Here is a 26,983-nt window from a genome sequence, read left to right as displayed (position 1 = left end):
GCGGGGTGGAGACACCCACTGTAGTTGGTGATTTTGCAGTATATCCGGATCAGTTTATCCTGTTCCGGCCGGCTGGTGTTCAAGTTGGCAGCCATAACAGGCAAAAGATAACAAACATTTTCTTGCAGAGCATTTTATGGTTCAGTTAGTCATAGATTCTGGCTGCGACCTGCCAGATGATTTTTTGCGTAAGTTTTCCATTCCGGTATTGCCCCATACCGTGAGTGTTGGCAAAGACACATTTGATGATCGACGCAACCCGGCCCAGATGGCCCACTTCTATACCTTGTCACTGGTGGACCGCTCGCACCAGATTATCACGGGACCAGCACCTTTTGCTGAGATTGAGCGGCTCTTGAATGGTCTGGTGCGGGATGGGCACCGCGATATTGTGGTGCAAACCATTAATAGCGCTAACAGCCCAACCTACCAGAATGCGGTTGCCGCTGCAGATACGTTGTGCGGTCTCCCCGGCAACGAGGATGTGCGGGTACATACCATCGATTCTCATACGCTCTTTAGCGGACAGGGGTTGCTGGCACTCTATACACTGTCGCTCATCAAGCGCGGGCTAACTGGCGAGCAGGTGCGGGTACAGGTGGAGCGCTTTCGCCGCAAAGTTCACGGTTATGCGGCAATCAGGGATGTCTACTATGTGCGTGAGCGTGCGCGCAGTAAAAATGAAAACAACATCAGTTGGCTTAAGGCCAAGGTTTCCGGATTGCTCAAACTGCATCCCATCCTCTCTATTCATCACGAGGGCAGTACCGTCACAGATATAGTGCAGGGCTATGCGCGCTGCACCGAAACTTTGTTTCAGATCGCAGTTAACAAAATCCGTGCAGGAGAGTTGGTCGTTCCGACTCTGATGGTGAGTATTGCTGGCAAGCTACAGGATCTTGATAGAATTCAAGGCTTTGAAGCTCTGCTGAAGGTTGCCGCGGAGCACAAGGTCAAGGTGTATAAATCCATGATGAGTCTTTCCGGCGGTATCAATCTCGGGCCGGGCACTGTGGCTATGGCGTTGGCTGCCGAGAATCCCTGACTTAAGCGCAAACGTACTTTTGCAAAAAATCGCGCTGCCTATAGAGATAGCGCGAGCGTGCAGGTGGCAATTCCTATTGCGTGCCCGAACAGTCAACAGGCGATAGAAAGGTCCTGCTCGCAACCGCCGTATAAACGGCTGGCAGTCTCAACAAGGTGGCTACTCAGTTGCCAGGAAAATCCCAGTTCCAGCAAGCGCGCTTCGAGGTACTCCAATAGCGCATCAAACAGTGCGGGATTCAGCCCCTTGGCGAGGAAGCTTGCACGGCTGCTGCGATCTGGCTCGGGCTGGATAGAGAGCGCGTGGCTGAGGAACCGGGCTTGCCGGTTCAGCTGTTTGCGGTGTTCGCCGATCTCGTAGCTGGTAAGCTGGCGGCCTATGGCCTGGTAGAATTCACTGACTGTGTGGTTGACAAATTGAGCACCACCGACCTGATCCAACAGGCTGTCCATGTCTCCCCCCCCGGCGAGCATTTAGTACTGAAATATAAATTTGTACTGAGCCAAAAAAGAGCGTGGTAACGATTCGTGCACAAAGTACGCCGGCTCATTGGCAGTAAGGTTGTAATTGGTGAGGAGCCTAAGACATATTCCCCGGGTATGCCAACTTGCCTAAAGAAAATTGTCATTCTGTTCGACAGGTTGTTCCGGATTTTGTTTTTAAGCACGCCAAATAGAGTATCGGTGTTTACTTGTAGATTTTCTGTCACTTTACATTGTGTTTTATTCTCTCATGATTAGACTGCACGATTGAACCAATTACACATTTTCAACGGGGTGGAATGATTGATGGCAAGTATTTTTACTCAAATTATCAATGGGGATTTACCGGGACATTTCCTCTGGCGCGATGATAGAGCTGTTGCAATTATGACCATTTCCCCGATTAAACCCGGGCATTGTTTGGTGATTCCGGTGGAGGAAATTGATCATTGGGATGATATGCCGGCCGATCTTGCCGCGCACTTGATATTGGTCGCACAAAAAGTCGCCAAAGGCCAGAAGGCCGTTTACTCGCCCAAGCGGGTGGGAATGATGATTGCCGGACTGGAGGTACCCCATACTCATTTGCATCTGATTCCTGTTGATCAACTGGCGGATCTTGATTTCTCTTTACAAGAGCCCGCTACCCCCGAGCAGCTGGCTTCCGAGGCCGGGAAAATCCGCGCAGCGTTGCTTGAGCTGGGTTGCGCAGAGGCGGGGTGTGCATAGTGGGGCTTTCGGCGATTTCCTCTTTTTTGACCAGATGGTCTCACTATACGGCGGGCCTGGGGTTCCGATAGGCTTTTTAGCTGGGGTAGGATTGTCACCCATGCAATAGTGCAGCAGTTTGGAGCGGTTTGTTTTGCTCGGGCCTGCCACTATCCGCATCTGGCAGATATGGTATCTGTGCGGCGTTAACCTGACAGCCTCCTGATTGTCGGGGTCAGAGTATCTCCAATACCGCTCAGAGGGCGCTGCATCCAAACCGGCTTTCCGGGTAGTCTATAGAATGTAATACAGATAATGATGAGATCTCCGCAATGACAACTGTGACTAAAGCTTTGCAGGCCCCACTGTTTGCGCTGTTGGCAGTATATTTAGCCTTTAGTAGTGCTCTCGCCCAGGCCCAGGCAATGGATTCCAAGCACTTCGATGTCGATGGATTTACCCGTGTTTCACTCAAAGGCAGCTCCCATGTGGAGGTAATTCAGGGGGAGAATTTTGCCGTGAGTGCCACAGGCCCGACTGTGGCGATGCCTTATGCTAAAGCTGTGGTGAAGGGGGATACCCTGGAGTTGTCTGTAGAGGACAACAGGCAGAAGTGGTTCGGTGTGGTTACTGTCACCTGGGAGCAGGACCAGGAAGTGAAGTTCTCGGTGACCATGCCCCGGGTTGAGGGGATACAGGTTTCCGGCTCCGGTGAAGCCAGCGCAGAGAGGATTGAGGGCGAAAATCTTGACCTGGGGGTCAGTGGCTCTGGCAAAGTGTATGTCCGCAAGGCGGCAGCGGAAACCCTGAGTGCATTTGTCACTGGCTCTGGCGACCTGATTCTGGACAGGGCCCTGGCGATCAACGGTGAAGTCTCCCTAACCGGCTCTGGTGATTTGCATATTGGCAGTATCGCCGGTGAGCAGCTTTCCGCCGAGATCAAAGGGTCTGGTGATATGCAAATCAATGGCCGGGTTGCCGATGTGACTATTCGCATCATGGGGTCTGGGGATTTTGTTGGCCGCAGTCTGCTCGCGGACAGTGCTGGCGGCTCGGTGATGGGCTCTGGGGATATTGTCTTGAAACGTCCGCGCCGAGACGCCTTTTCCGTTATGGGCTCCGGGGATGTTGCACTGATAGATTGACCCCTCCCCTGCAAGCGATAAAGCGCTGCCATTGGGGCGATGCTCCTCTTGCGGGAGTTACCCACGTAAGATCTTTAGTTTTGATTTGGGAAGTTGTCACCCCGATGGAATTGCAGATAACTGAGTCCACACATGAGAATCCTGTGGACTCTGCTGATCAAGATAGTAAGCGCAGCAAGCGCTTCAAGGAAAAGTGGCGTCGCTGGAGGCAGGGCGCGCAGGAAAAGTCCCACTGGGTGGCGGAGCGGCTGATGGATCGCCGGATTTGCGTTGGTGTTACCGGCTTCAGTGGGGCCGGTAAGTCAACCTTGCTCACCAGTCTCATCTACCAACTCAGCCACCCTCAAAAGGCCCAGTTGCCGGGATTTGCCCCTGCGCTTACGGGTGATTTGCTCGGCGCGGAATTAAAGCCCGCCCTCGACTCCGGTCTGCCGCCGTTTGACTATGGCGGTTGCCTCAATGCTTTGATGTCACAACCACCCCGTTGGCCGCAAAGCACCCGCGGTGTGTCGGCAATGGAGCTGCACATCCATCTGCGCAACCACCACCGCTTTCGAGGTGCGGGCACCAAAACCCTGATTTTGGAGCTGCGTGACTATCCCGGTGAATGGTTGATGGACCTGCCACTGCTGCGCATGGACTACCGGGAGTGGTGTCGCCATCAGGCACATATTGTCAATGCCGACTCGCGAGCCAGGTTGGCGCCACAACTGATATCAAGGCTGGCAGCCCTCTGCCCTCAGGCCCCGGCGCAGGAGGCCCAATTGGCGGTGCTCTGGGAGGAATATCGCCAATTTTTGTTGAAATGTCGCACGCAAAGCAAGCTCAGTTATCTGCAGCCGGGCCGTGCATTGCTTGAGAAAAAGGACTACGGGCTGCTGCCCCTGCTCGACCTGCGTGGTTTGAGTGCAGAGGCGTTGGCGGCAATGCCGGACAACAGCAATTACCAGGTCCTGCGTCGACGCTACAAAGACTATGTGCAGGAACAGGTCGCCCCTTTCGCAGAGAGCCATTTCCGTCATCTGGACAGGCAATTGATACTGGTGGATATGATCGGTACGCTGTTCGCAGGGGAGCAGGCCCTGGACGACATGTGTCTGGCGTTCGCACAGATTGCCGATACTTTCCGCTACGGGAAGTCCGGGCGATTCAACAGGCTGTGGCGGCCAAAAGTGGATCGGTTGCTGTTTGCAGCCACCAAGGTGGATCAGGTACTCGCAGCGGATCACGATGCATTGCGCCAGTTGCTGGGGCAGCAGCTGCAGCAGACCTTTAGCGGAGCCCGCCACCGCGGCCTGCCCATTTTCAGTGAGGCAATTGCTGCTGTGCGCTGTTCCCGGGAGGATCAGCGCAGTGGCCGGCGCATGCTGGTAGGGCACGACCTGCAGGGGCGCTATCTCGGCTTTGAGAACGCAGAAATATTTTCCCAATTGCCAGCGGACCAGGCGGATTGGGGGCACTATACCGGGGCTGCGCCACCGCAGTTGCGTCCACCCCAGGGTATGGCGTCTGGTCATATCCCGCATATTCGTGTGGATGCGTTGCTAAATCTGCTGTTGGGAGACAAGGTATGATAAAAGGCGAGAACAAAGAGCCGCTGCGATGCACAACGCGAATTGAGCCATTGGAAGAACTGGGAGTGGAAACCCCTCAGCGGGATACAACGCGGGTGGAAGCATTGCGTGAGGAGTCTGAGGAGATCCCCAGATCAATTACCACAGGGGAATCCCTGCCGGATCGCATCGCCTTTTCCGAATTGCGTCTGCCGGTGTTTCGCCTGAGATGGCTGAAGCCGGCGTTGTTGTCGGCATTCGGACTGGCGCTGGCAGCCTTGGCCTGGGAGTTGCGCCAGCTGTACACTTGGGCGGTGGACAAACACTGGGCCCTCGGGGTTCTTGCCGCTTTGGTGATCGTCGCCTTCGCATCCACCATTGTCAGTTCGGTATGGGAATTCTTTCGAGCCGGGCGGCCCTTGCGCAAACTTGAGAAAAGCCGAGCGATGGCCGCGCAGATGCGTGACTGTCGTAGTCATGAAGAGGCAGAGCTTTTTCGGCGCCAGTTACGGGAGCATTTTGTCGGCAAGCCCCAGGGGGTTTTGCTCGACCGGGTGTTGGATGAGGCCCCTGATTATTACGACAGTAGTGAATTGTTGCAGTATCTTGAGGCCAATTTTCTCGATGCCCTTGATCAAGAGGCGCTGAGACGCGTGGTGCGTCATTCTACCACGACAGGGGCCCTGGTTGGATTAAGCCCTTTTGCCAGTGTCGATATCCTTGTTGCCTTGCGTCAGTCTCTGCGCATGATTGATGATGTGGCGCAAATCTACGGTATACGGCCATCAATGGTGGTGCGTTGGCGCCTGTTCAAAAAGGTGCTGGCACTGGTGGCTTACAGCGGCGCCAGCGAGTATGCAATTTCTGAGATGTGGCCCGAGCTGGTTGGAGACAGTATGCTCTCAACCATTTCCGTGCGCTTGGGGCAGGGGGTTGGGGCCAGCCTGTTTGTGGCCCGTATTGGCTTGGCAACCCTGCATGGCTGCAGGCCCGTTCCTTTTTTGGGAAAGCAGGGCCCCCGATTGGCGACGGTGATAGCAAGCATTGGTGCTGGCCTGAAAGAGCGCATGCCGGGGGTTTTTTCGGTAGTTACTCGTGGCCGTTATGGGGCGCAATCTGTGCCCGAGGCGCCGGCGAAAGAGCCCCGAACGGGCCTTGATCTCAGTTAGGCTACCGGGAAGCGCCGGAAAACCCTAACCCCTCGGTAGGGTGAATACACCACTGGTGGGAACTCCCCCTTGTGCTTCTATATAAGCATCCGCGCTGGCGATGAACCCGACAATGGTCGGGTTTTGGGGGGGTCAGGCCGCGGAGCTTTACCGAAACTGCCTCTGCATCAACATGCGTGTATGATGGCGGTCTAACAGTTGGGCCAGGTCTTTATAACGACGTTTTATGAAGGGGGTTGGATTGTTGTTTCCGGCATCGTCCTGGTATTCAACACCAGAGCGGACATGCTGCAGCTCCTGGGCTAAGGCATTGATAGCGGTGAAGATGCTCTGTGTGTCATCCTGACTGTGGAACACATGGGTTTTCGAGGTGTCCATCAGGTAGTCATTGCACTCGGTCAGCCATTCCAGTCTCTGCTCCAGAAACCGTACGGTATTACGGATACCACCTTTGTACTCAAGATTGAAGTGCTCGTTGATATACTTGTCCAGGCTGCGCATACCCGAGTCGATAAATTGTTCCACGACACTGTTACAGTAGTCTTTGGTCAAGTAGGCGGGGTGGGTGTTGGCGTAGCTCTGGCTGCTGGCAATAAACAGGATCAATAGTCCAAGGGTTTGCTGAATCGCTCTAATAGGAAAGTTCATGATCTTGCCCAGGAGTTGTTTTTTTAATGATGGTTATTCTATCCGCTAAACAGGCTGTCTGATTTGTGGCTTTGCTTTCGGGCTGTTTTTTGTGACAGTCTTCACATGAATATCTAAAGTGCGAAAGACTGTCAATGGTTATTAAGTATAGAAAGTCATTCTTGTTCCAGGTTGGTTTGAAAGTACAGATTTTTTCGGCTGCCGCTCACAAAGCTGCAGAATATTTGAACGAATGGTAGAGGTTTGTTTTGGCAGAATACGAATTTGATCTTTTTGTAATCGGGGCAGGCTCCGGTGGCGTACGCGCTGCGAGAATGGCCGCGGATCAGGGCATGAAAGTGGCGGTGGCGGAAGACCGCTACATGGGTGGAACTTGTGTCAATGTGGGTTGCGTCCCCAAAAAGCTGTTTGTTTATGCCAGTGGTTACAGCCAGGATTTTGTCGATGCCAGGGCCTACGGTTGGGAAAATCCTGGCGCAGAGCTCGATTGGCCGACGTTGAGGGATAATAACGCAAAGGAAATTGCCCGGCTCAACGGGATCTATCGCAGTCTGCTGGAAAATTCCGGCGTCACTGTGTTTGATGGCCGCGCAAGTATCGTTGATCCCTATCGCGTTGTTGTCAACGAGTGGGCGTTCACAACAAAACGTATTTTAGTGGCGACAGGTGGGTGGCCATTTGTACCGGAGATACCAGGCCGGGAACTTGTGCTGACCTCCAATGAAGTTTTTTCCATGGCAGAGTTTCCCAGGCGAGTGCTTGTGGTTGGAGGTGGTTACATCGCCGTGGAGTTTGCTGGCATTTTTTCGGGCCTGGGAGCGGATACGCACCTCTCTTACCGCCGGGACTTGTTCCTGCGCGGTTTTGATCGTGACATTCGCAATTTTGTACGCGATGAGATCTTTAAAAAAGATGTGGACCTGAAATTCAATCACAATGTCAGTGCGATTGAAAAACTGCAGGATGGCAGTCTTCTCGTACATGCTGCAGATGGATCTGGCCTGAATGTCGATATGGTTCTCTATGCCACCGGACGGATGGCCAATACGGCTGGACTGGGCCTGGAGGAGCAGGGCGTTGTCTTGCACAGGGATGGTAACATTTCAGTGGATGATAACTTTCGCACGAGTGTAGATTCCATCTATGCCCTGGGCGATGTCACGGGTGAGCCCCAGCTGACACCGGTGGCACTAGCGGAAGCCATGGCCCTGGTCAAGCACTGGCAAACCGGTAACACGGCTGAGATTGATTACAATAATATTCCAACGGCTGTTTTCTGCCAGCCAAATATTGGAACCGTGGGGCTTTCAGAAGAGGAGGCCAGGGATTCGGGTATTCCGGTAACTATTTACAAGTCCGAATTTCGGCCAATGCGCCATACGATGAGCGGTAATGTTGAGCGAACGCTAATGAAGCTCGTTGTGAACACCAGTACCGATAGGGTCATTGGTGTGCACATGGTGGGCGAAGATGCCGGTGAGATCATTCAGGGTATGGCGGTGGCCCTTAAGGCGGGTGCGACAAAAAAAATCTTCGATGAGACGATCGGGATTCACCCCACTGCAGCCGAAGAATTCGTCACTATGCGTTCCCCGGTCAGTGGCTAAGTGAAGCGACCCGTGAGCTGGAGTTGTTCACCCCTTTGTAAATTTACTGCCGGGGCGAAAGGAAAGAATGCCCCTCTCCCAGGACGCGCTGCGCATACATCCCTGTACGCTCGTAATCGGCATTCATGCCTCATGCAATCCTGGCAGAGGGATATTCTTCCCTCCTGCCTGACTAGTAACTGAGCCGGAGATGGTTGGTGGCCCGCCTGCGGCTGGTCATTGATACTGAAGAAGAGGCATACATCTGCACGGCCTCATTTAAATGCTCGCTTTCTTCCTTTTTACTACTCTTCAGCAGCTTCGTGAAGGGGTTGATGGCGCCGCGCTTTCTTGCGTTCGCCGCGTTCTTTTAGGCAGCGCTCTGCGGAAGCAAATGTGTCGTTGACTGCCCGGTGAATGGATTCGCTTTCACTGCTGATCGTTACGGGATTGCCACTAATGGCAAGCTCAAGGGAAGCTTTGAATTGTTTGCCTTTGCTCTTGTGTTGGTGGGGGGCTTCAAGCACTACGCGACTATGTATGATGTCGCCACAATAACGTTCCAGCTTATGTAACTTTTTGGATACCGTGCTAGCCAGGGTGGCTGATCTGTCGATATCGCGGAACACAATGTTATCGTTAGGCGCTGATTTCATGGGCAATTACCTCCGGTTAAAAGAAACCATGCAGGCCGCTTTTGCGGATTGCTACGAGAAGGAAGGGCGCCCTGGTGGGAGGGGTCGAGTCTGCAGCAGTTGAAGCACCGAGCCGTCAGGAGCGTAACGAAAAGTTGCTGATGGAGCAGCCAGGGTGTTTTACGTCCGGGTCGGGTTTCCGCTGAGTCCAGCGATCTTCTCCCTGATACTCATAATGCTTCCGCTAAAAAAAAATCAAGCGCTATCGCAGGAAATTGTCACTTAAACTTTAATAACGTACCTTTTTCTTGATTTGCCGCACTCAATCGGACGCATTGACCAAATCGGTACACCAAGTGGATGCAAGGTCATTGCCCACAAGCTGAGGCCCGCGTAAGATTGTCAGTATCGCGCAGTAGTTTCGGGGTTTTGTACAAAAAACAAGCTCTGCGCTTTTATCTTACAAGTAATATGAAATCGGTAAATAGGTTCTGATAAATGGCGGTAAAGCGATACTGTCTGCTATTTTTGGCGGGCTTGGTAGTTTTTGACGGAGCTGCGGCTCAGTCACAGCCAACCCTGATGGTGGAAAAGAACCGACTGGCGCGACTGGAGCAGTCTCTCGAGAACAAGCTGGTGGCACAGGAGGATATTGAAAACGAGCTTCTCTCCTATGAATACAAGCTAGAGCGCGCCAGGGAGTCTCTCGACAGCCTCCACCAGAAGTACGAAGAAAGCCGCCAGGAATTGGATAAGGCGCAACGGAATCACGATTCCAGCCCCAATCTGGATACACAACGCCAGCTGGCCAAGGCAAAACACAGTTTTGACATGGCCGAGCGAGGCGTTGACAGCCGTACCCGTCGTCTCAAATTTATTCAGGTAAACCACGGGGCGATGCGGGCTAAGCTGGCAGAGGAGGAGCATGCCATCACGCAGACCAGGGCCAGGATTTCGGCACAGCAAGAAACCGTAAACCAAGTGGTGAATGCCATGCTCGCCCAGGCCGAAGAATCCGAGCGGAGGGCTGCCCTGGCGAAAAATGCTGCCCGGTTGGATAAGCCCGAACTCAAGACCGCGGCCCTTCAGGAAGCACCAAAACCAGAGATTATGCCTGACCCTGTACCGGTTGCGGCTGAGCGCGAAGTGGATTCGGAATTACTGGCTTACGTACAGCGCGAGCAAGAGCGCTTGCGCAAATTGCTGGCGGATAAGAGCGGTGAGAACAAGCAGACGTTCAACAGCCTGGAATTGAAATCCTCCGGTGGTAAACGCCTGCCGTTTGAGTTCCTGGGGAAAGATCAATACCGCTTGGTGATGATTGTCGATGCAGGCAGGCAAACCTATAAAATCAATTCCTGGAAGTTTCGCCGGACCGTTCCGGCGGAAGATGACAATACCCGCTATGTGTTTATTTTTGATGCGCGTCGGCTCTCCCGACCCCGGCTGGTCATGTACCCCGAATATGCCCTCGCAACGCTGAACTAGGTGTAGATAAGCCTTACTATAACGGTATCCCGCGCAGGAGGGTTTCAAATAGCCGGTGGTAGTGGCGACAGCCCGGTACCGGAACGCTTTTGTATAGGGTGATATTATCCAGAAGCATTGAATAATCCAGGTGTAGCGGCACAAGCCCGCGAAACCCTCCTTTGCGCCGCGCCAAGGTGATATGCGGTCGATAACTGCGCCGTTCCGGCGCCATGCCCAAGTCAATAATGAGTTGTCGGCAGCGTTCATGGAGTTTTTGCAGGTTCGGGTCGCCTATAAGTTCTACTGCCAATGCGTTGGCGTTTTGTGCCGGGAAGGGGCTCAGGGAAAAGAGGTGCCCCGTAGCGCTGCATGCGGTTCGTGCAATATTCGCCAGGCCCTCCTCTATAAAGGGGATCACATGGTCTGGCGTGTCTCCCAGAAATGCGAGTGTCAAGTGCCGATCACGCGGGCTGGTCCAGTGAGTTTGATCGGGTTGCTTGTGCCAGATTCCGGTCCTGCAATGGCGGACCAATTCATCAAAAAAAACCTGTGACGGACAGCAGGGGCGAATGCCTATAAACAGCCGGGTGGTTGCTTTGTCCATCCTGATCCTCATTTTTGACATGTTATTTCCCGCCCTGGCCCTTGAATCCCATTTTTGTGCCCATATATTCTCATTGTGGATGGTAGCTGACTGCTGAAAGTGCCATCCGCGTAGACGCTCGGGCTCATAGGCGAGCGGAATTTAATATTGCTCTGAATTGAGGATATAACAATGCGTAACTTTGATTTTACCCCTCTGTATCGTTCTGCAATTGGCTTTGACCGCATGGCCAGTCTGCTGGATGCCATGACTTCCGGTGAGCAGAAGCAGCCGGCTTATCCCCCTTACGATATTGAGCTAACGGGCGAGGACAGTTACAGAATCAGCATGGCTGTAGCCGGTTTTGAGCAGTCAGAACTGGACATTCACGTCGAGCAAAACCGCCTTGTTGTGAGCGGCAAAAAACCGGAAGAAACTGCACAAAGGAATTTTTTGCATCGCGGAATCGCCGCGCGAAATTTTGAGCGTCGCTTTCAGTTGGCCGATCATGTCAAGGTAACCGATGCGAAGCTTGAGAATGGGTTGTTGCATATTGAATTGATGCGGGAAATTCCCGAGGCGATGAAGCCGCGCAAAATTGAAATTGGCGACAGCAGTCTGCTTCAGCATGCAGAAAGCGAAAAAAATCCGGCACAATAGCCGCCTGATTTGCTCTATCAATGTTCACTGTGCCGCCACACGACGGTACAGTTTTACCACCGCGATACATTTCGCAGCTATTACCAATGTAATCGCTGCGCACTGGTATTTGTCCCGCCTGAATTCCACCTTTCTCCCGCTGGGGAGCTGGCCTATTATAACCTGCATGAAAACTCCATGGAGGACAATGGGTATCGTCGTTTCCTCAGCCGCTGTGCTGTTCCTCTTTTAAGCGCCCTGCAGGCTAAAAGCAAAGGATTGGATTTTGGGTGTGGCCCAGCACCGTTGCTGGCTAACATGTTGGCCGAGGGTGGACATAGGGTTGAGTTGTATGACCGTTTTTATCTTCCTGCGACCGATGCGTTGGCAAAGGAATATGATTTTATTGTAGCCACAGAAGTTGTGGAGCATCTTGCCGAGCCGGGCGCCGAACTACTGAATTTGTGGCAGAGGCTGCGAGGCGGTGGCATCATGGCGTTAATGACAAAGCCCGTTATCTCTGCAGAGCGTTTTGCCAAGTGGCACTATATCCGGGACCCGACACACATCGGCTTTTTCAGTGCCAGAACATTCCGGTGGTTGGCGCAGACGTTAGAGGCCGACCTGCAGTTTGTTGACAGCGATGTGTTTTTCCTGCGCAAGTCAGGTGTTTACACGGAATAATTTCGCCCTGACTGTGGTGCGGTATTCGCTCGGGGTGGTAGCGAGGAATTTTTTAAAAAGTGCTGTAAAGTGCCCCATGTCCTGATAGCCAACTTTTTCCGCAACCTCATTGACGGACAAATTGCTTGACTGCAAAAGCTCCCGGGCCATATCCACACGAACATTCTGCAAATACTGCAGAGGTGTCTGTCCGGCAGCCAGCTTGAAGCGTCGGTTAAACGAGCGTACGCTCATATCAAATATTTTCGCGACATCGCTCAGGCGTACTTCTGTATTGCAGTGCTCTTTCAGCCATGCCTGTGCTTGCACAATGTCTTCGTCTGGATGCAGTTGCACAGCCCCTTCCGAGTAGGCAATCTCCTTGAAGGGGCGCCGGATCTCGTGGGAAAAGTTGCGTTCTACATGGCTGGCCACGGTGGGCCCATAGAGCTGGCGAATCATATGCACTGTGATATCCGCCAGGGCATTAATACTCGCGGCGCAGAAAAGTCTGTTCGCCTGAGTAATAAAATACTGTCGCTTGAGTTTGACCTCCGGGTAATCCGAGCTGAACTGTTCAAAATAGTGCCAGTGCGTCGTGGCTGGTTTACCGTTCAGTAGGCCTGCTTCCGCAAGAAAGCAAACGCCGGTGCCCACTGCGTTGATCACAGCCCCCGATGCCGCCTGGGCCCGAAGCCATTTCAAGAGTTGTTCGCTACGCTTTAGTGTGGGTCGTGGATTTCGCCACAGGGCTGGAATATAGATAAGGTCGCTGTCCGGTGCATCGCACAGGGCGACATCGGGCTTCAAAGCGAAGCCGCAGCGGGTATTTACCGGGCTTCCATCAAGACTGGCGGTAACCAGGCGCAGGGGTGCACTCTTGCTTTCCAGGCGGGCGCGACTCTCGGCGCCACGTAGCATTTCGAGGGGAAGAACCGTGCTGGTTGCCAGCATCTGATCGATTAGGATAAAGGTAACTGTTCGCATTAGAAATCTAAACGTACTTGCGCCATTGGCCAAAACACTCAATTTTTTTGGCCAGTATGCCCATAACTGGGCAGAATCGCCACCCCCTACACTTCCCGCTATCAATTCTTGTAGTTTTTAACATTTGGCTGGAGGTCAGGATGCAGCGCCTTCCCGTAATTACCGCATTTGGCGGCTTTAACCCTGCGGGGCGTAGCTCCTTTCACCGGGGTTACGCCCGCCTAGTGCTGGACAGGCTTAGCCGGAAGGAGCGCATCGAGACGCTGTCCGATTTGGCTGCGTTGATGGGATTGCGCACCGGTACCGCTGCCAGTGGTCCTTTAGGGCCCGATCTTGAGCGCCGCGTATTGCAAGGCACCCTGGTACGGGAACTCGAGGAGCGCTTTTACGATTACCGCAATTGCCATTTCCATCAGGCAGCGAATTTGAGCGATGCCAGTGGCCTGACGTTTGAAATGTCAGCACGGCAGTTACCGCACCCTTTGCCGGATGGGTGGCAAGTGGAGGCTGCCGGGGGGGGCAAGGTGCGGGTGACCACCGCGAGCCTCTCGGTAATGCTGGATAGTTATCGGGAAATTCCCGTTGCCTCGGGTGGCCAGTTGCCCACCGGCTTCGAGCCTGGTGAGCAGTACAATTCGCGCTTTCATCCCCGTGGCTTACAACTGGCAGTGCTCGGGGCTTCCGATGCGGTGCAGTCTATGGGGGTCGATTGGGAAAGGGTAGTGGCTGCGGCGGGGCCGGACAATATTTCGGTCTACGCCTCTTCGGCAATGAGTCAATTGGATCCTTTTGGGAATGGGGGACTATTACAGTCCCGCTTGCGTGGATCACGGGTCACCTCCAAGCAGTTAGCGCTCGGTCTGAACAGTATGCCGGCGGATTTTGTCAATGCTTATGTGTTGGGTAATGTGGGATCCACTGGCGCCGTGGCTGGTGCCTGCGCCAGCTACCTGTATAACTTGCGTGCCGGGGTGGAGGATATTCGCTATGGGCGCGCCAGAGTCGCCATTATCGGTGCCGCTGAGGCGCCTTTCGTGCCAGAGGTGGTGGATGGCTATTCGACCATGGGGGCTCTGGCGACGATCGACAACCTGCGCAGGTTGTTTCCCGGGGCGCTGGACCTTCGGCGTACCAGTCGTCCCTTTGGGGAAAATTGTGGATTTACGCTGGGAGAGGGGACCCAGTGGGCTATCCTGATGGACGATTCTCTGGCACTGGAGTTGGGTGCGAATATCCACGGTTCAGTCGCCGGGGTCTTTACCAATGCCGATGGTAATAAGAAATCCATTTCAGCCCCGGGCCCAGGCAACTACTTGACTGTGGCAAAGGCATTGGCGCAAGCTGAGGCCATTGCCGGCAAGGAAAGTCTGCAAAGGCGCAGTTTTGTGCAGGCCCATGGTTCAAGTACGCCGCAAAACCGTGTGACAGAGTCGGCTATTCTCGACCGGTTAGCCGCCACTTTCGGTATTGATCGCTGGCCGGTGTGCGCAGTCAAAGCCTATGTCGGGCATACTGTTGCCGCAGCTAGCGGTGATCAGTTGATTACTGCACTGGGTATCTTTCAGAGGGGTATCTTGCCGGGGATTGTCACTGTAGACCGGTTGGCTGACGATGTTCATTGTAAGAATCTCAATATTTCCCTGGCGCATGTCGAACGAGATCCGAGCACCCTTGATCTGGCACTGCTCAACTCTAAGGGCTTTGGCGGCAATAATGCTACTGCGCTTGTTTTATCGCCTCACCTGACACGTTCCATGATTGAGCGACGCCACGGCACGAGGCTTGTTGAAGCTTACAGAAAAAGTAATGATGCGGTTGTTGAGAAGGCTGCTGCCTACGATAATCGTGCCTGCCGTGGAGAGTTGGACACTATTTACAAGTTTGGCGAGGCGCTTGTGGACGAGCGCGAGATACGCTTATCGACCGATGCGGTAACCCTGCCGGGCTTCCCAACGGTAAAACTTCCCAAGAGTAATCCTTTTGAGGATATGGTGTAGGGAAGAGGTGGTCGCCCCGTGTTTTAAGCAGTTTGAGGTGTCGGGCTGCAGCAGGGATTGATAACCCCCTTATTTACAGGAAGTAAAATGGTGGATACGGAAGTATGCCATGAGTCGAAGGATAGTAGTGATGTGGGTGTGCGCCTAAAACTGGTGCGCAAAATCTACGGTCTATCCCAAAGAGAATTGGCGCGGCGGGCGGGTGTGACCAACGCCGCTATATCCTTTATTGAGCAGGGGCGTGTCAGCCCATCCATTGGCTCCCTTGAAAAAATATTGGGCAGTGTCCCCATGTCACTGGCCGAATTTTTTTCTCTGCAACTCGGCGAGCCTGGCCAGGTTTTCTTTCGTGCCCGTGAAATGCCGGATATTGGCACCGGGCGGGTCCGCTGCCAGCTTCTCGGCGGGCACCGAGCGGGGCGTTCAATGTCCATACTGCGCAAGGTATTTCCGGTTGGCCAGGACTCTGCATCCAGCCTGTCTATCGCTGATGGCGAAGTGGGGGGTATCGTGGTTGCTGGCGAGTTGGAGGTCACTATCGGCGTTGACTCGGCGCTACTGAGAGTGGGGGACGGTTACTATTTCAGTGGCAGGCGGCCGCATCGATTCCGCAATCGGGGGCAAAATGACTGCATCGTCGTCAGCGCCACGATCCCCATGCCTCCCCGCCTATACAGCCCCTTCCCAGGGCTGGAGGCTGAGCGCATAGGGGATAAATTGTGCCAACCTGCTGATTAATCGGGCAAATCCGGGATAAGCGCTCGCGGTTTTGATTCCCGGCTGGTGTTTTGAGCTGGCCGCTTTCTGTGTTTGGGCGCTGTTGACGCCACTCCATTTGTAAGAAATAGTATTCAAACAATTGTTTGAATCTGGATATACTACGGCTGACCGTATTGGGTCCAAGTGTCACCGCACCCAGCGGCGGGGCCCAAGGTTGCATAAAATTTCGACCCCGGGCCCAGGATTGCGGCCCAGAATAAAAGAGGTCAATCAATGTTATTTAATGGCAAAGCGCTTACGGTGCAGATGCTGGACAACGGCATCGTTGAGCTTAAGTTCGACCTGCAAGGCGAATCCGTCAACAAGTTTAATCGTCAGACGGTTTCTGAGTTTTCCCAAGCGCTGGATGCTATCGAGGCAGCGGAAGGCGTTAAGGGAGTGCTGCTTACCAGTGGCAAGAGTGTCTTCATCGTCGGTGCCGATATCACCGAATTTGGCAGTGCCTTCTCCGCCGGTGCAGAGGGTGTTGCTGATCTGATGAGCCAGAATCATGAAAACATCAACCGCCTGGAAGATTTGCCGGTACCCACCGCAGTCGCGATCAATGGGTATGCACTGGGTGGGGGGTTTGAGGTATGCCTCGGTTGTGATTTCCGTGTAATGGGTGAAGAGGCCAAGGTTGGCCTGCCTGAAGTCAAGCTGGGTCTGATCCCCGGGTGGGGTGGCACCGTGCGATTGCCCCGCCTTTTGGGTGTCGATGTGGCGGCCGAGTGGATTGCTGCAGGGAAAGACCAAAAGCCCGCTGCGGCGCTTGAAGTTCATGCCGTGGATGCAGTGGTGCCGACCGACAAATTAAAAAGCGCAGCACTTAAACTGCTCGAGCGCGCGATTGACGGAACACTGGAGTACAAAGCCGGTCGTGAGGTTAAAAAATCTCCAATTCCGCTGAATGACACCGAAGCTCTGATGGCTTTCTATACCACCAAGGCATTTATTGGTCAGCAGGCGGGTAAAAACTACCCGTCTCCGGTTGCTGCGGTTGAATCCATAGAGCAGGGCTACAAGTTAACCCGCGACGAAGCGCTGAAAATCGAGCAGGAAAAGTTTATCTTCTGTGCCCAAACGGGCACTGCCAAGTCACTGGTAGGCCTCTTCCTGAACGACCAGGCAGTTAGCAAAGCAGCCAAGCGCTGGGAGAAGAAGGCGGATAAGCCAGTCGAGCGCGCGGCAGTCCTGGGTGCGGGTATCATGGGTGGAGGTATTGCCTACCAATCTGCCTACAGAGGCACGCCCATCAAGATGAAAGACATCGATCAGGCAGGTATCGACCTCGGCCTGAATGAAGCCAATAAACTGCTGTCCAAACTGGTTGAACGCAAGCGTCTCACTGCGGAAAAAATGGGTGAGGTCCTCAATCGCATCGAGCCGACTTTGAGTTACGATGGGTTTGACAATGTCGATGTAGTGGTAGAAGCGGTTGTTGAAAACCCGAAAGTAAAGCACTCGGTTTTAAAGGAAGTGGAGACCAAAGTCGGCGAAGATACCGTGATTGCATCTAACACTTCCACAATCTCCATCAACCACTTGGCTGAGCCATTATCCCGTCCGGAAAACTTCTTGGGCATGCACTTCTTTAACCCGGTACACAAGATGCCGCTGGTGGAGGTTATTCGCGCAGACAAGACTTCTGATGAGGCGGTTGCACGGGTGGTTGCTTACGCGAATAAGATGGGTAAAAAAGCCATCGTTGTACGCGACTGCCCTGGATTCCTCGTAAACCGCGTGCTTTTTCCGTATTTTGCGGGTTTTTCATTGCTGGTGCGCGACGGTGCCGACTTCCAGTCCATCGACAAGGTGATGGAACGCTGGGGGTGGCCGATGGGTCCGGCTTATCTGATGGATGTTGTGGGTATTGATACCGGTGTGCATGCGGAAAGTGTTATGGCGGAGGGCTTCCCGGATCGGATGGGTAAAACCTTCACTGCCGCTTCCGATGTGATGTACCAGGCCGGTCGCTACGGCCAGAAGAATGAAAAGGGCTTTTATAATTATGAACAGGATAAGAAGGGCAGGCCCAAGAAAGTGGCTACCAGAGAATCTTACGATCTGCTTAAGCCCCATGTCGCCGAGTGTCGTGAATTCGAGCGCGATGAGATTGTTGAACGCATGATGGTGCCTATGGCGACTGAGCTGGCCCGCTGCCTTGAGGAAGGTATTGTCAGCTCCCCGGCTGAAGCGGATATGGCACTTATTTACGGTGTCGGTTTCCCGCCTTTCCGCGGTGGTATTTTTGCCTGGCTGGACACGATCGGTTTGGATGAGTTCGTGAAAATAGCCGATAAGTATGCAGAGCTGGGCGAGCTGTACAAACCCACCGAGCGCATGCGTGAAATGGCCGCAAGTGGCGAAACCTACTACGGCAACAAGTAAGGAGAATAGCGATGGGTTTAAATCCTAGAGATGCCGTAATTGTTGACTATGCGCGTACGGCCATGGGGCGTTCGAAAAATGGCGTCTATCGCCATGTGCGCGCCGACGATATGTCCGCGGAACTGCTGAAGAAGTTCCTGCAACGCAACGACAAACTGGATCCTGCGGAGATTGATGATTTGATCTGGGGTTGTGTGATGCAGCGGGACGAGCAGGGCTTCAACGTGGCACGCTTTATCCTGCTGCGCGCCGGACTGCCCCATACCATACCGGCGCAGACAGTCAACCGCCTGTGTGGCTCCTCCATGTCCTCGCTGCACACTGCCGCGGCCAATATCCAGGCGGGTGTAGGCGATGTGTATGTGGTGGGGGGGGTAGAGCACATGGGCCACCTGAATATGATGGAGCATGTCAGCCCCAACCCGATGCTGGGTCGCTATATGGCCAAGGCAGCAGGTTCCATGGGCATGACCGCTGAATACCTGGCAATGATGCACGGCATCCAACGTCGGCAAATGGATGAGTTCGGTGCCCGCTCTCATCAGCGTGCCGCAGAAGCGACCCGAGCCGGCAAGTTCAATCGCGAGATTATTGCCATTGAAGGTCATGACGATGACGGCGTACCTTCTATGGTGGAGACCGATCAGACCATTCGGCCGGACACCACCGTGGAAGGTCTCGCACAGTTGAAGCCGGCGTTCGATCCCAAGCACGGCCAGGTGACAGCGGGGACTTCGTCCCAGATCACCGACGGCGCCTCCGTAATGCTGGTCATGTCGGCAGAGCGTGCGGAGGCTCTGGGTATGATCCCGATTGCCCGTGTGAAGGAGATGGCCCTGGCTGGCGTTGACCCTTCCATCATGGGGTATGGCCCTGTGCCTTCCACCAACAAGGCACTGAAGCGTGCTGGCCTCAGTATCAATGATATCGACAAGGTTGAGCTGAATGAGGCATTTGCAGCCCAGGCGCTGCCGGTGTTGAAGGATCTTGGCCTGCTCAAAAAAATGGACGAAAAGGTCAATCTGTACGGCGGTGCTATCGCTCTGGGCCACCCTTTTGGCTGTTCCGGCGTGCGTATCACCGGCACCCTGCTATCCGTTTTGCAGAACGAGGGTGGAAACCTCGGTGTTTCAACCATGTGTATCGGGCTGGGACAGGGTATTACCACGATTCTAGAGCGGGTATAAACCCCTTCTGCTCTGAAAAGGCGTCGTCAAGACGCCTTTTTTAATTTTGTGGGCTTAGTATCCGGCAAGTTGTTGAAGCCTTTAAACCGCTGTGGCACAATCTCGCTCCTTGCTGCGTTAGCCTTTTGTTTTAGTGCGAAAGTTTATAAATATCAAAGGGTTAGCAACGAAGCTATTCCGGGGACGTGGTGAAATTGGTAGACACGCCAGATTTAGGTTCTGGTGCCGAGAGGTGTGGGAGTTCGAGTCTCCCCGTCCCCACCAAATCAAGAGTCCTGAAGTCCGCCGGATCTGCTCCGAATGGGTGGGTGCGGGCTTCTTGCATCTGGCATGGGTGGGAATTTGCTTTGTAAGTTCACTGGAGATGCCATGCGAGGTGGCCGGTTGAGTCTCCGGCGCCCGGTATTCGTTGGCGCTGTGGCGCGATATAAAGAGAGAGTCTCACGAGGATAAACATGCAGGTTTCCATCGAAACTACTTCTGGTCTGGAGCGCCGTTTAACGGTTAATTTACCGGCGGAAATCGTCGATAGAGAGGTGGACAAGCGTCTCCAGCAGGCCGCCAAAACTGTTCGCGTAAACGGTTTTCGCAAAGGCAAGGTGCCTTTGAAGCTGGTGCGCCAGCGCTTTGGCGCCGGTGTTCGCCAGGAGGTGCTAGGCGAGGTGATGAGTCGCTCTTTCCAGGAGGCTGTTGAGAAAGAACAATTGAAGCCTGCCGGTCAGCCGAGTATTGAGGCAAAGGAAACTGCCGCGGGGAAAAATCTCGAATATGTTGCCACTTTTGAGGTTTATCCCCAAGTAGCCTTGACCGACCTCGCTGAGATTAGCATTGAGCGGCCGATTGCAGCAGTTTCCAGCGCTGACATCGACAATATGATTGACGTATTGCGAAAGCAACAGTCCACCTGGAAAGATACCAAGCGTAAAGCCCAAATGGGAGACCGTGTCAGCATCGATTTCATTGGTCGAAAGGACGGTGAAGTGTTTGAGGGTGGTGAAGCCAAAGGTGAGCAGTTGGTGTTGGGTTCAGGGCAGATGATCCCAGGTTTTGAAGATGGCATCCTGGGAATGAAGCCGGGGGAAGAGAGGGATGTCGATTTGACCTTTCCCGCAGACTACCAGGATGAAGCGCTGCGCAGTGCTGCGGTAACGTTTCACATCAAAGTGAACTCCGCTGAATTGCCTGAATTGCCTGAATTGGATGATGCGTTTTTCGAAGCGTACGGCGTGGAGGGCGGCGGGGAAGAGAAGTTCCGTGAGGAAGTGTGCAGCAATATGGAGCGGGAGCTTAAGAACGCTGCATTGAACAAAGTGAAGACCCAGGTCATGGATCAGTTGTTCGAAAAACATCAACTAGAGCTGCCTGCCGCGTTGGTGACTGGTGAAATCAAAACCCTCCGCGCCCAAATGATCCAGCAATTCGGTGGTCAGGTTAAGGTCGAGGATGCTGAGCGTATGTTGCCGGACACCATGTTTGAAGAACAGGCCAGGCGTCGGGTGGTCCTTGGGCTCGTGGTGGGTGAGATTGTCAAGCAAAATGACCTGACTGTGGACGCAGAGCGCGTGAAAGCGAAAGTCGAGGAATTGGCCTCCACTTACCAGCAGCCGGAAGAGGTGGTTGACTACTATTACAGCAACCGCGAACTGTTGACGGGTGTAGAGTCTGTCGCTTTGGAAGACCAGGTAGTCGATTTCATACTGGTTTCTGCCAAACTGGAGGATGTTGAAAGTAGCTACGATGAGGTCATCAAGCCGCAAAAGAGCTAAATTTTAACTCCTCCACAGGGATACGCGGCCCTGCTTCGGTGGGGCACTGTTGCATCTCCTTCCCCTTGTGCCGGCTGGCTTTATCCCGCCTGACCGGTTAAGCTCTGAAAACCGAATTTTTCAGCATCGGTGACAGTCACCTGTATGCTGACCCGTGGAATACGCCACAAAAGGAAGCAATGGTACCTATGGCACGAATTGATTTTCCCCAAGCCTCTATTGACCCTTCAGCAACTGGTTTGGTGCCCGTAGTGGTGGAGCAAACTGCCAGGGGGGAGCGATCGTTTGACATCTACTCCCGCTTGCTCAAGGAGCGGGTTATTTTCCTCGTTGGGCCGGTTGAAGACCATATGGCCAATCTGGTGGTTGCTCAGCTGTTGTTCCTGGAGGCTGAAAATCCTGACAAGGATATCCATCTCTATATTAATTCTCCCGGTGGTTCTGTGACTGCGGGTATGTCAATTTACGATACAATGCAGTTTATCAAGCCGGATGTGAGCACCATGTGTATTGGCCAAGCCTGTAGCATGGGAGCTTTTCTCTTGACCTCCGGGGCTGTTGGCAAGCGATTTGTGACTCCTAATTCTCGCGTGATGATTCACCAGCCGAGTGGCGGTGCTCAGGGGCAGGCCAGTGATATTCATATTCAAGCCCAGGAAATCCTGAAAATTCGCCACCGTTTGAATGAGTTGATGGCACATCATTCGGGACGCCCAGTCAGCGATATTGAACGGGATACGGAGCGCGATCATTTCCTCAGCGCTGATGAAGCCAGAGAGTATGGCCTGGTAGACGAAGTATTGTCACGTCGTCAGGCACTGGATAAATAGTGATTGCAACTGGAAATTTGTCAGAGGCGTTATCTTTCATTGGTGCATTCTTTCGAGTCGTATACCTCGGTAAAAGGGCTTGAAAATGACGCCAAAAGGGAGCACCTTGCTGGAATACTTATATCTGAGAGGGCCCTGGCCGGGCAGTGACCACGGAGTATTTTGATGACCGACAAAAGCAGCGGTGAAGACAGTGGCAAGTTGTTGTACTGCTCCTTCTGTGGCAAGAGCCAACAGGAAGTGCGGAAATTAATCGCCGGGCCGTCCGTCTTTATCTGTGATGAATGTGTCGAACTGTGCACTGACATTATTCGCGAAGAGGTCCAGGAAACTGCGGAAGGCCCGGAAGGGCGCCTGCCCACTCCACGTGAAATCACCGAAATCCTTGATCAGTATGTGGTAGGGCAGGAGAGGGCCAAACGCGTGTTGGCGGTGGCAGTTTACAATCATTATAAGCGCCTGCGCAGCAAAACTGGTGTGAAGGGCAAGGATGAAGTCGAACTCAGCAAGTCGAATATCCTGCTGGTAGGTCCCACTGGCAGTGGTAAAACCCTATTGGCCGAGACGCTCGCGCGGCTGCTCAACGTGCCTTTTACCATCGCGGATGCGACTACGCTCACTGAAGCTGGCTATGTGGGTGAAGATGTCGAAAATATTATCCAGAAACTGTTGCAGAAATGCGACTACGATGTCGAAAAGGCCCAGCAGGGTATCGTTTATATTGATGAAATCGACAAGATTTCCCGTAAATCTGACAACCCCTCTATCACCCGTGACGTATCCGGTGAAGGCGTGCAACAGGCACTGCTGAAGTTGATTGAGGGAACCGTGGCTTCAGTGCCCCCCCAGGGCGGGCGCAAGCATCCCCAGCAGGAATTTCTCCAGGTGGACACCGCCAACATCCTGTTCATTTGTGGCGGTGCCTTTGCGGGTCTGGACAAGGTGATCCGTGATCGTTCAGAGAAGGGCGGAATCGGATTCAGTGCCGAAGTGAAGTCAAGCGATGACAAGAGTAATTTTGGGGAAATAGTAAAGGGCCTGGAGCCGGAAGATCTGGTTCGTTACGGTTTGATCCCCGAGTTTGTAGGCCGCCTGCCGGTGACGGCCACACTTGAAGAACTCGATCGGGAGGCTCTGGTGCAGATTCTCACCGAGCCCCGCAATGCATTGACCAAACAGTACGCAAAGCTCTTCGAGATGGAAAATGTGGAGTTGGACTTCCGTCCGGACGCCTTGGATGCAGTGGCGACCAAGGCCATGGAGCGCAAGACCGGTGCGCGCGGATTGCGCTCTATCATGGAATCGGTATTGCTGGAAACCATGTACGATATTCCCTCTGCGGATAACGTCGCCAAGGTGGTTATTGATGAGCCGGTCATCAGAGGGGAGTCGGCGCCCCTGCTGGTTTACGAGAACGAAACCAAGCCGCAACAAAAGGCGGTGCCGGAAGAATAGCGCTCAATGTGCCAGGTAAAACCCCATAGCGGGGTTTTTTTATAGCTATTTTTTATCAATGACAGGATTGTAGCCCTTTTTTCAAAGCATATAGAGAATAGTTTTCTGCGGTGCATTTGAAGTCGGCACAGATTGAAGGCGAGATTAGACTTGTATTCGGGGCGATTCCCCCCCATTTCTTGTAACTGAAAGGCGGCACTCCAACTCAAGCTGCCATTCTTTGCAGCAGCATGGTGCTGTGGCAAATACCCAGTGATAGGGCTGAGAGGAGTTCTATGGATCAGTCATCCGACACTACACTTGCATATCCATTGTTGCCATTGCGGGATGTCGTTGTTTACCCGCATATGGTAATCCCGCTGTTTGTCGGCCGGGAGAAGTCCATAAAAGCCCTTGAAGAGGCTATGCGCAGGGATAAGCAAGTGCTGCTCGTAGCGCAGAGAAAGGCATCGGAAGATGATCCCGGCGCTGAGGACATCTACCGGATAGGCACAATCGCCAGTGTTCTACAGCTTCTCAAACTTCCCGACGGCACTGTAAAAGTGCTCGTGGAGGGAGGGGAGAGAGTCAATATCCTCGGTGTTGAGACGCTTGAAAACCACTTTGAGGCTCGCATAGAGCCCATGGAGACGCTGGAACTGCCGGAGGGAGAAGCGGAAGCCCTGGTGCGCTCGGTGATGGCTCAGTTTGAGCAGTACGTTTCTGTCAGCAAGAAAGTACCCAATGAGGTGATTACATCGCTGGCGGGGATTGATGAGCCGGGTCGGCTGGCGGACACCATTTCAGCCCATATGTCTCTGGAGCTCGCGCAGAAGCAGGAGCTTTTGGAAACGGCCAGTGTCAAAGAGCGCCTTGAACACTTGCTCGGTTTGATGGATTCTGAAATTGACTTGATTCAGGTTGAGAAGCGAATTCGTGGCCGCGTGAAAAAACAGATGGAGAAAAGCCAGCGCGAGTATTATCTGAATGAGCAGATGAAAGCCATTCAAAAAGAGTTGGGTGAAATTAGTGAAGAGCCCAATGAAATTGAAGAGCTGGAAAATAAAATCAGCGATGCTGGCATGAGCGCTGAAGCGGAAAAGAAAACCCGCGCAGAGTTGGCCAAAATGAAAATGATGTCGCCGATGTCTGCGGAGGCATCGGTGCTGCGCAGCTATATCGATTGGATGCTGAGCCTGCCCTGGAAAAAAGGCAGTCGGGTACGGCATGACCTGAAGAAGGCCGAAGAGATCCTGGAGAGAGATCACTACGGACTGGAGGAAGTTAAAGAACGCATACTCGAATATCTTGCGGTGCAGAAGCGCGTTAAAAAAGTGAAAGGCCCGATCCTGTGTCTGGTGGGTCCGCCCGGGGTTGGTAAAACCTCCCTGGGACAATCTATCGCCCGCGCCACCAACCGCCGGTATGTGCGTATGGCCTTGGGCGGGGTGCGTGACGAGGCAGAAATTCGTGGACACCGTCGCACTTACATTGGCTCACTACCGGGTAAGCTGATACAGAAAATCTCCAAAGCTGGTGTGAAGAACCCCCTGTTTCTGCTCGATGAAGTAGACAAAATGGGTATGGACCAGCGCGGAGATCCCGCATCGGCACTGCTGGAAGTGCTGGACCCGGAACAGAACAAGAGCTTTAACGACCATTATCTGGAGGTGGACTATGACCTCTCCGATGTGATGTTTGTGTGTACCTCAAACTCCATGCATATTCCGGGTCCCCTGCTCGACCGCATGGAGGTAATACGTTTACCCGGTTACACCGAAGATGAAAAGCTCAATATTGCCCAGCGCTATCTGGTACCCAAGCAGCGCAAAGCGAATGGCCTCAAAGAGGATGAGCTGGCACTGTCCGATGATACGATCCGAGACATAGTCCGCTACTACACCCGTGAAGCAGGAGTGCGCGGGTTGGATCGGGAAATCGCCAAGATTTGCCGCAAGATTGTCACTGAACATGTGCGCAATCCGTCGGATAGAAAGGCGGTGGTGAAACCCAAGGAACTGGAAGAGTTACTGGGTGTGCGCAAGTTTGACTTTGGTCGTGCAGAAGAGGAAAACAAAATCGGTATTGTTACCGGCCTTGCCTGGACCGAGGTGGGTGGTGAGCTACTCAATATTGAGGCATCCGCGGTACCCGGTAAGGGGCGCATGATCAAAACCGGTTCCCTTGGCGATGTGATGCAGGAGTCGATCCAGGCCGCTCTGACGGTGGTTCGCTCGCGTGCTCAGGCACTTGGAATAGGGCCCGACTTCCACGAGACACGGGATATCCATATCCATGTACCGGAAGGCGCTACGCCTAAAGACGGCCCATCGGCAGGTATTGCCATGTGCACTGCACTGGTTTCTGTGCTGACTAATATCCCGGTACGCTCAGAGGTTGCGATGACGGGTGAAATCACTTTGCGCGGAGAGGTGCTGCGCATCGGTGGTCTCAAGGAAAAGTTGTTGGCGGCACACAGAGGCGGTATCAAAACTGTACTGATTCCTGCGGATAACGAGCGGGACCTAAAAGATATTCCCGACAATATCCTTCAGGATCTGGTGGTGAAACCCGTTAAATGGATCGATCGGGTACTCGAGCTGGCACTTGAGCACAAACCGGAATCCCTATCGGATGAGGAATACTCTGCCTTACAAAAGCAGGCTGAGGAGCGCTCTCAGCGCTCATTCCAGACCCACTAAACCACTGTTGTGCGGGGTGGCTTTTGTCACCTCGAAACAATTTTTAAGACCAAAATATAACCGGTAAGTGAGATTCAGCTGGCTGGGGATTACCCGGTCAACTGGAAACCCCCATGGTTCCTTGACCCGTTACCGGGCAGTTGGTATAAAACAAGGCTTGCTGCCCGACATGTGAGTGGTTGGTGGTCAAAAAGTTACAACTAAGGGTGCCCAACCTGAGGGTATCCGAAGCATATTGAAAAGAACAGAGGGATTAAGCGTGAACAAGTCCGAATTGATTGAAGCAATTGCCGCATCTGCAGATATTCCAAAAGCAGCTGCAGGTCGTGCTTTGGAGGCAATGGTCGATAGCATTACTGATGCGCTTAAGAAGGGCGATCAGGTTGCCTTGGTGGGCTTTGGTACCTTCGCGGTTAAAGAGCGCGCGGCCCGTACCGGTCGCAATCCGCGCACGGGGGATCCAATTGAAATTGCTGCGGCAAAAATTCCCAGCTTCAAGGCCGGTAAAGCCCTGAAGGACGCCGTAAACTGAGTGTGTCAGTGATCTTCCGGGCTTTGTAAAAGCATCGGAGCTTCCAACAGGCGTGTCAGCTCGGATGCGCCT

At 53.5% G+C, this 26,983-nt stretch carries 23 protein-coding genes and 1 tRNA gene; 19 read left to right on the top strand and 5 right to left on the bottom strand.

The features are described from left to right. Nucleotides 1-136 precede the first annotated feature (136 nt). Entirely contained in the window at nucleotides 137-1,045 is a 909-nt protein-coding gene (locus tag Q1A48_RS02720; RefSeq protein ID WP_299940836.1) for a DegV family protein, read from the top strand. A gap of 92 nt (nucleotides 1,046-1,137) precedes the next feature. Here Q1A48_RS02720 and Q1A48_RS02715 read toward each other — a convergent pair whose 3' ends face one another. Next, nucleotides 1,138-1,497, bottom strand: a complete 360-nt coding sequence (locus tag Q1A48_RS02715; RefSeq protein ID WP_299940834.1) for a hypothetical protein — start codon at nucleotides 1,495-1,497, stop codon at nucleotides 1,138-1,140. Between the two features lie 336 nt (nucleotides 1,498-1,833). Between Q1A48_RS02715 and Q1A48_RS02710 the strand changes: the two genes are divergently transcribed. From Q1A48_RS02710 to Q1A48_RS02695, 4 genes are all read left to right on the top strand, one after another. Next, complete coding sequence (locus Q1A48_RS02710) at nucleotides 1,834-2,256, top strand: HIT family protein (RefSeq protein WP_299940832.1); 423 nt, start codon at nucleotides 1,834-1,836, stop codon at nucleotides 2,254-2,256. A 311-nt stretch (nucleotides 2,257-2,567) separates the two neighbouring features. Continuing rightward, nucleotides 2,568-3,380, top strand: a complete 813-nt coding sequence (locus Q1A48_RS02705) for a DUF2807 domain-containing protein (RefSeq protein ID WP_299940829.1) — start codon at nucleotides 2,568-2,570, stop codon at nucleotides 3,378-3,380. Between the two features lie 143 nt (nucleotides 3,381-3,523). Next, nucleotides 3,524-4,954, top strand: coding sequence for a YcjX family protein (locus Q1A48_RS02700; RefSeq protein WP_299940827.1), 1,431 nt, complete (start codon nucleotides 3,524-3,526; stop codon nucleotides 4,952-4,954). Continuing rightward, nucleotides 4,951-6,102 carry a YcjF family protein gene (locus Q1A48_RS02695; protein WP_299940825.1) on the top strand — a complete coding sequence of 384 codons (1,152 nt, stop codon included), beginning with the start codon at nucleotides 4,951-4,953 and terminating at the stop codon, nucleotides 6,100-6,102. Before Q1A48_RS02700 ends, Q1A48_RS02695 begins: the two co-directional genes overlap by 4 nt. Nucleotides 6,103-6,249: 147 nt before the next feature. On the opposite strand, the gene Q1A48_RS02690 is transcribed toward Q1A48_RS02695, so the two are convergent. Beyond that, a complete protein-coding gene (locus Q1A48_RS02690) occupies nucleotides 6,250-6,750 on the bottom strand; it encodes a hypothetical protein (protein WP_299940823.1) in 501 nt (166 codons plus the stop codon). 248 nt (nucleotides 6,751-6,998) lie between these two features. Here Q1A48_RS02690 and gorA point away from each other — a divergent pair, with 248 nt between their 5' ends. Further along, a complete protein-coding gene (gene gorA / locus Q1A48_RS02685; protein ID WP_299940821.1) occupies nucleotides 6,999-8,357 on the top strand; it encodes a glutathione-disulfide reductase in 1,359 nt (452 codons plus the stop codon). Nucleotides 8,358-8,641: 284 nt separating this feature from the next. Here gorA and Q1A48_RS02680 read toward each other — a convergent pair whose 3' ends face one another. Then, the gene (locus Q1A48_RS02680; RefSeq protein ID WP_299940819.1) at nucleotides 8,642-8,992 is read right to left on the bottom strand and encodes an HPF/RaiA family ribosome-associated protein; all 351 of its coding nucleotides are present in this window, start codon (nucleotides 8,990-8,992) and stop codon (nucleotides 8,642-8,644) included. Between the two features lie 477 nt (nucleotides 8,993-9,469). Here Q1A48_RS02680 and Q1A48_RS02675 point away from each other — a divergent pair, with 477 nt between their 5' ends. Beyond that, nucleotides 9,470-10,459 (top strand): hypothetical protein, encoded by a 990-nt coding sequence (locus Q1A48_RS02675; protein ID WP_299940816.1) that lies wholly within the window; start codon nucleotides 9,470-9,472, stop codon nucleotides 10,457-10,459. Between the two features lie 16 nt (nucleotides 10,460-10,475). Here Q1A48_RS02675 and thpR read toward each other — a convergent pair whose 3' ends face one another. After that, the gene (thpR, locus tag Q1A48_RS02670) at nucleotides 10,476-11,045 is read right to left on the bottom strand and encodes an RNA 2',3'-cyclic phosphodiesterase (RefSeq protein WP_299940813.1); all 570 of its coding nucleotides are present in this window, start codon (nucleotides 11,043-11,045) and stop codon (nucleotides 10,476-10,478) included. Nucleotides 11,046-11,216: 171 nt separating this feature from the next. On the opposite strand from thpR, the gene Q1A48_RS02665 reads away from it, so the two are divergent. Both Q1A48_RS02665 and Q1A48_RS02660 read left to right on the top strand, forming a co-directional pair. Continuing rightward, nucleotides 11,217-11,684, top strand: coding sequence for an Hsp20 family protein (locus Q1A48_RS02665; protein WP_299940810.1), 468 nt, complete (start codon nucleotides 11,217-11,219; stop codon nucleotides 11,682-11,684). 9 nt (nucleotides 11,685-11,693) lie between these two features. Continuing rightward, nucleotides 11,694-12,347 (top strand): class I SAM-dependent methyltransferase, encoded by a 654-nt coding sequence (locus Q1A48_RS02660; protein WP_299940807.1) that lies wholly within the window; start codon nucleotides 11,694-11,696, stop codon nucleotides 12,345-12,347. On the opposite strand, the gene Q1A48_RS02655 is transcribed toward Q1A48_RS02660, so the two are convergent. Continuing rightward, on the bottom strand, nucleotides 12,327-13,313 hold the full coding sequence (locus Q1A48_RS02655; protein ID WP_299940805.1) for a helix-turn-helix domain-containing protein: 987 nt from the start codon (nucleotides 13,311-13,313) through the stop codon (nucleotides 12,327-12,329). The two genes, Q1A48_RS02660 and Q1A48_RS02655, sit on opposite strands and share 21 nt — an antisense overlap. 140 nt (nucleotides 13,314-13,453) lie before the next feature. Between Q1A48_RS02655 and Q1A48_RS02650 the strand changes: the two genes are divergently transcribed. From Q1A48_RS02650 to Q1A48_RS02605, 10 genes are all read left to right on the top strand, one after another. Beyond that, the gene (locus Q1A48_RS02650; RefSeq protein ID WP_299940801.1) at nucleotides 13,454-15,310 is read left to right on the top strand and encodes a beta-ketoacyl synthase; all 1,857 of its coding nucleotides are present in this window, start codon (nucleotides 13,454-13,456) and stop codon (nucleotides 15,308-15,310) included. A gap of 87 nt (nucleotides 15,311-15,397) precedes the next feature. Then, a complete protein-coding gene (locus Q1A48_RS02645) occupies nucleotides 15,398-16,048 on the top strand; it encodes a helix-turn-helix domain-containing protein (protein ID WP_299940798.1) in 651 nt (216 codons plus the stop codon). A 255-nt stretch (nucleotides 16,049-16,303) separates the two neighbouring features. After that, nucleotides 16,304-18,460 carry a fatty acid oxidation complex subunit alpha FadB gene (gene fadB, locus Q1A48_RS02640; protein ID WP_299940796.1) on the top strand — a complete coding sequence of 719 codons (2,157 nt, stop codon included), beginning with the start codon at nucleotides 16,304-16,306 and terminating at the stop codon, nucleotides 18,458-18,460. 11 nt (nucleotides 18,461-18,471) lie between these two features. Next, on the top strand, nucleotides 18,472-19,647 hold the full coding sequence (fadA, locus tag Q1A48_RS02635) for an acetyl-CoA C-acyltransferase FadA (protein ID WP_299940794.1): 1,176 nt from the start codon (nucleotides 18,472-18,474) through the stop codon (nucleotides 19,645-19,647). A 179-nt stretch (nucleotides 19,648-19,826) separates the two neighbouring features. Further along, a tRNA-Leu gene (locus tag Q1A48_RS02630) sits at nucleotides 19,827-19,911 on the top strand. 191 nt (nucleotides 19,912-20,102) lie between these two features. Then, complete coding sequence (gene tig / locus Q1A48_RS02625) at nucleotides 20,103-21,413, top strand: trigger factor (RefSeq protein ID WP_299940791.1); 1,311 nt, start codon at nucleotides 20,103-20,105, stop codon at nucleotides 21,411-21,413. Nucleotides 21,414-21,601: 188 nt separating this feature from the next. Continuing rightward, on the top strand, nucleotides 21,602-22,243 hold the full coding sequence (gene clpP, locus Q1A48_RS02620; RefSeq protein ID WP_299940789.1) for an ATP-dependent Clp endopeptidase proteolytic subunit ClpP: 642 nt from the start codon (nucleotides 21,602-21,604) through the stop codon (nucleotides 22,241-22,243). Nucleotides 22,244-22,408: 165 nt separating this feature from the next. Then, nucleotides 22,409-23,698, top strand: coding sequence for an ATP-dependent Clp protease ATP-binding subunit ClpX (clpX, locus tag Q1A48_RS02615; protein WP_299940786.1), 1,290 nt, complete (start codon nucleotides 22,409-22,411; stop codon nucleotides 23,696-23,698). 275 nt (nucleotides 23,699-23,973) lie between these two features. Beyond that, complete coding sequence (lon, locus tag Q1A48_RS02610) at nucleotides 23,974-26,379, top strand: endopeptidase La (RefSeq protein ID WP_299940783.1); 2,406 nt, start codon at nucleotides 23,974-23,976, stop codon at nucleotides 26,377-26,379. Nucleotides 26,380-26,638: 259 nt separating this feature from the next. Continuing rightward, nucleotides 26,639-26,911: an HU family DNA-binding protein gene (locus tag Q1A48_RS02605; protein WP_299940781.1), complete on the top strand. Its 273-nt coding sequence runs from the start codon at nucleotides 26,639-26,641 to the stop codon at nucleotides 26,909-26,911. Nucleotides 26,912-26,983 lie beyond the last annotated feature (72 nt).

The organism is uncultured Microbulbifer sp. (assembly GCF_947489355.1).
Lineage (GTDB): Bacteria > Pseudomonadota > Gammaproteobacteria > Pseudomonadales > Cellvibrionaceae > Microbulbifer.
The sequence above is the reverse complement of the archived record's forward strand: the minus strand, read 5'-3'. Positions and strand labels throughout refer to the sequence as shown.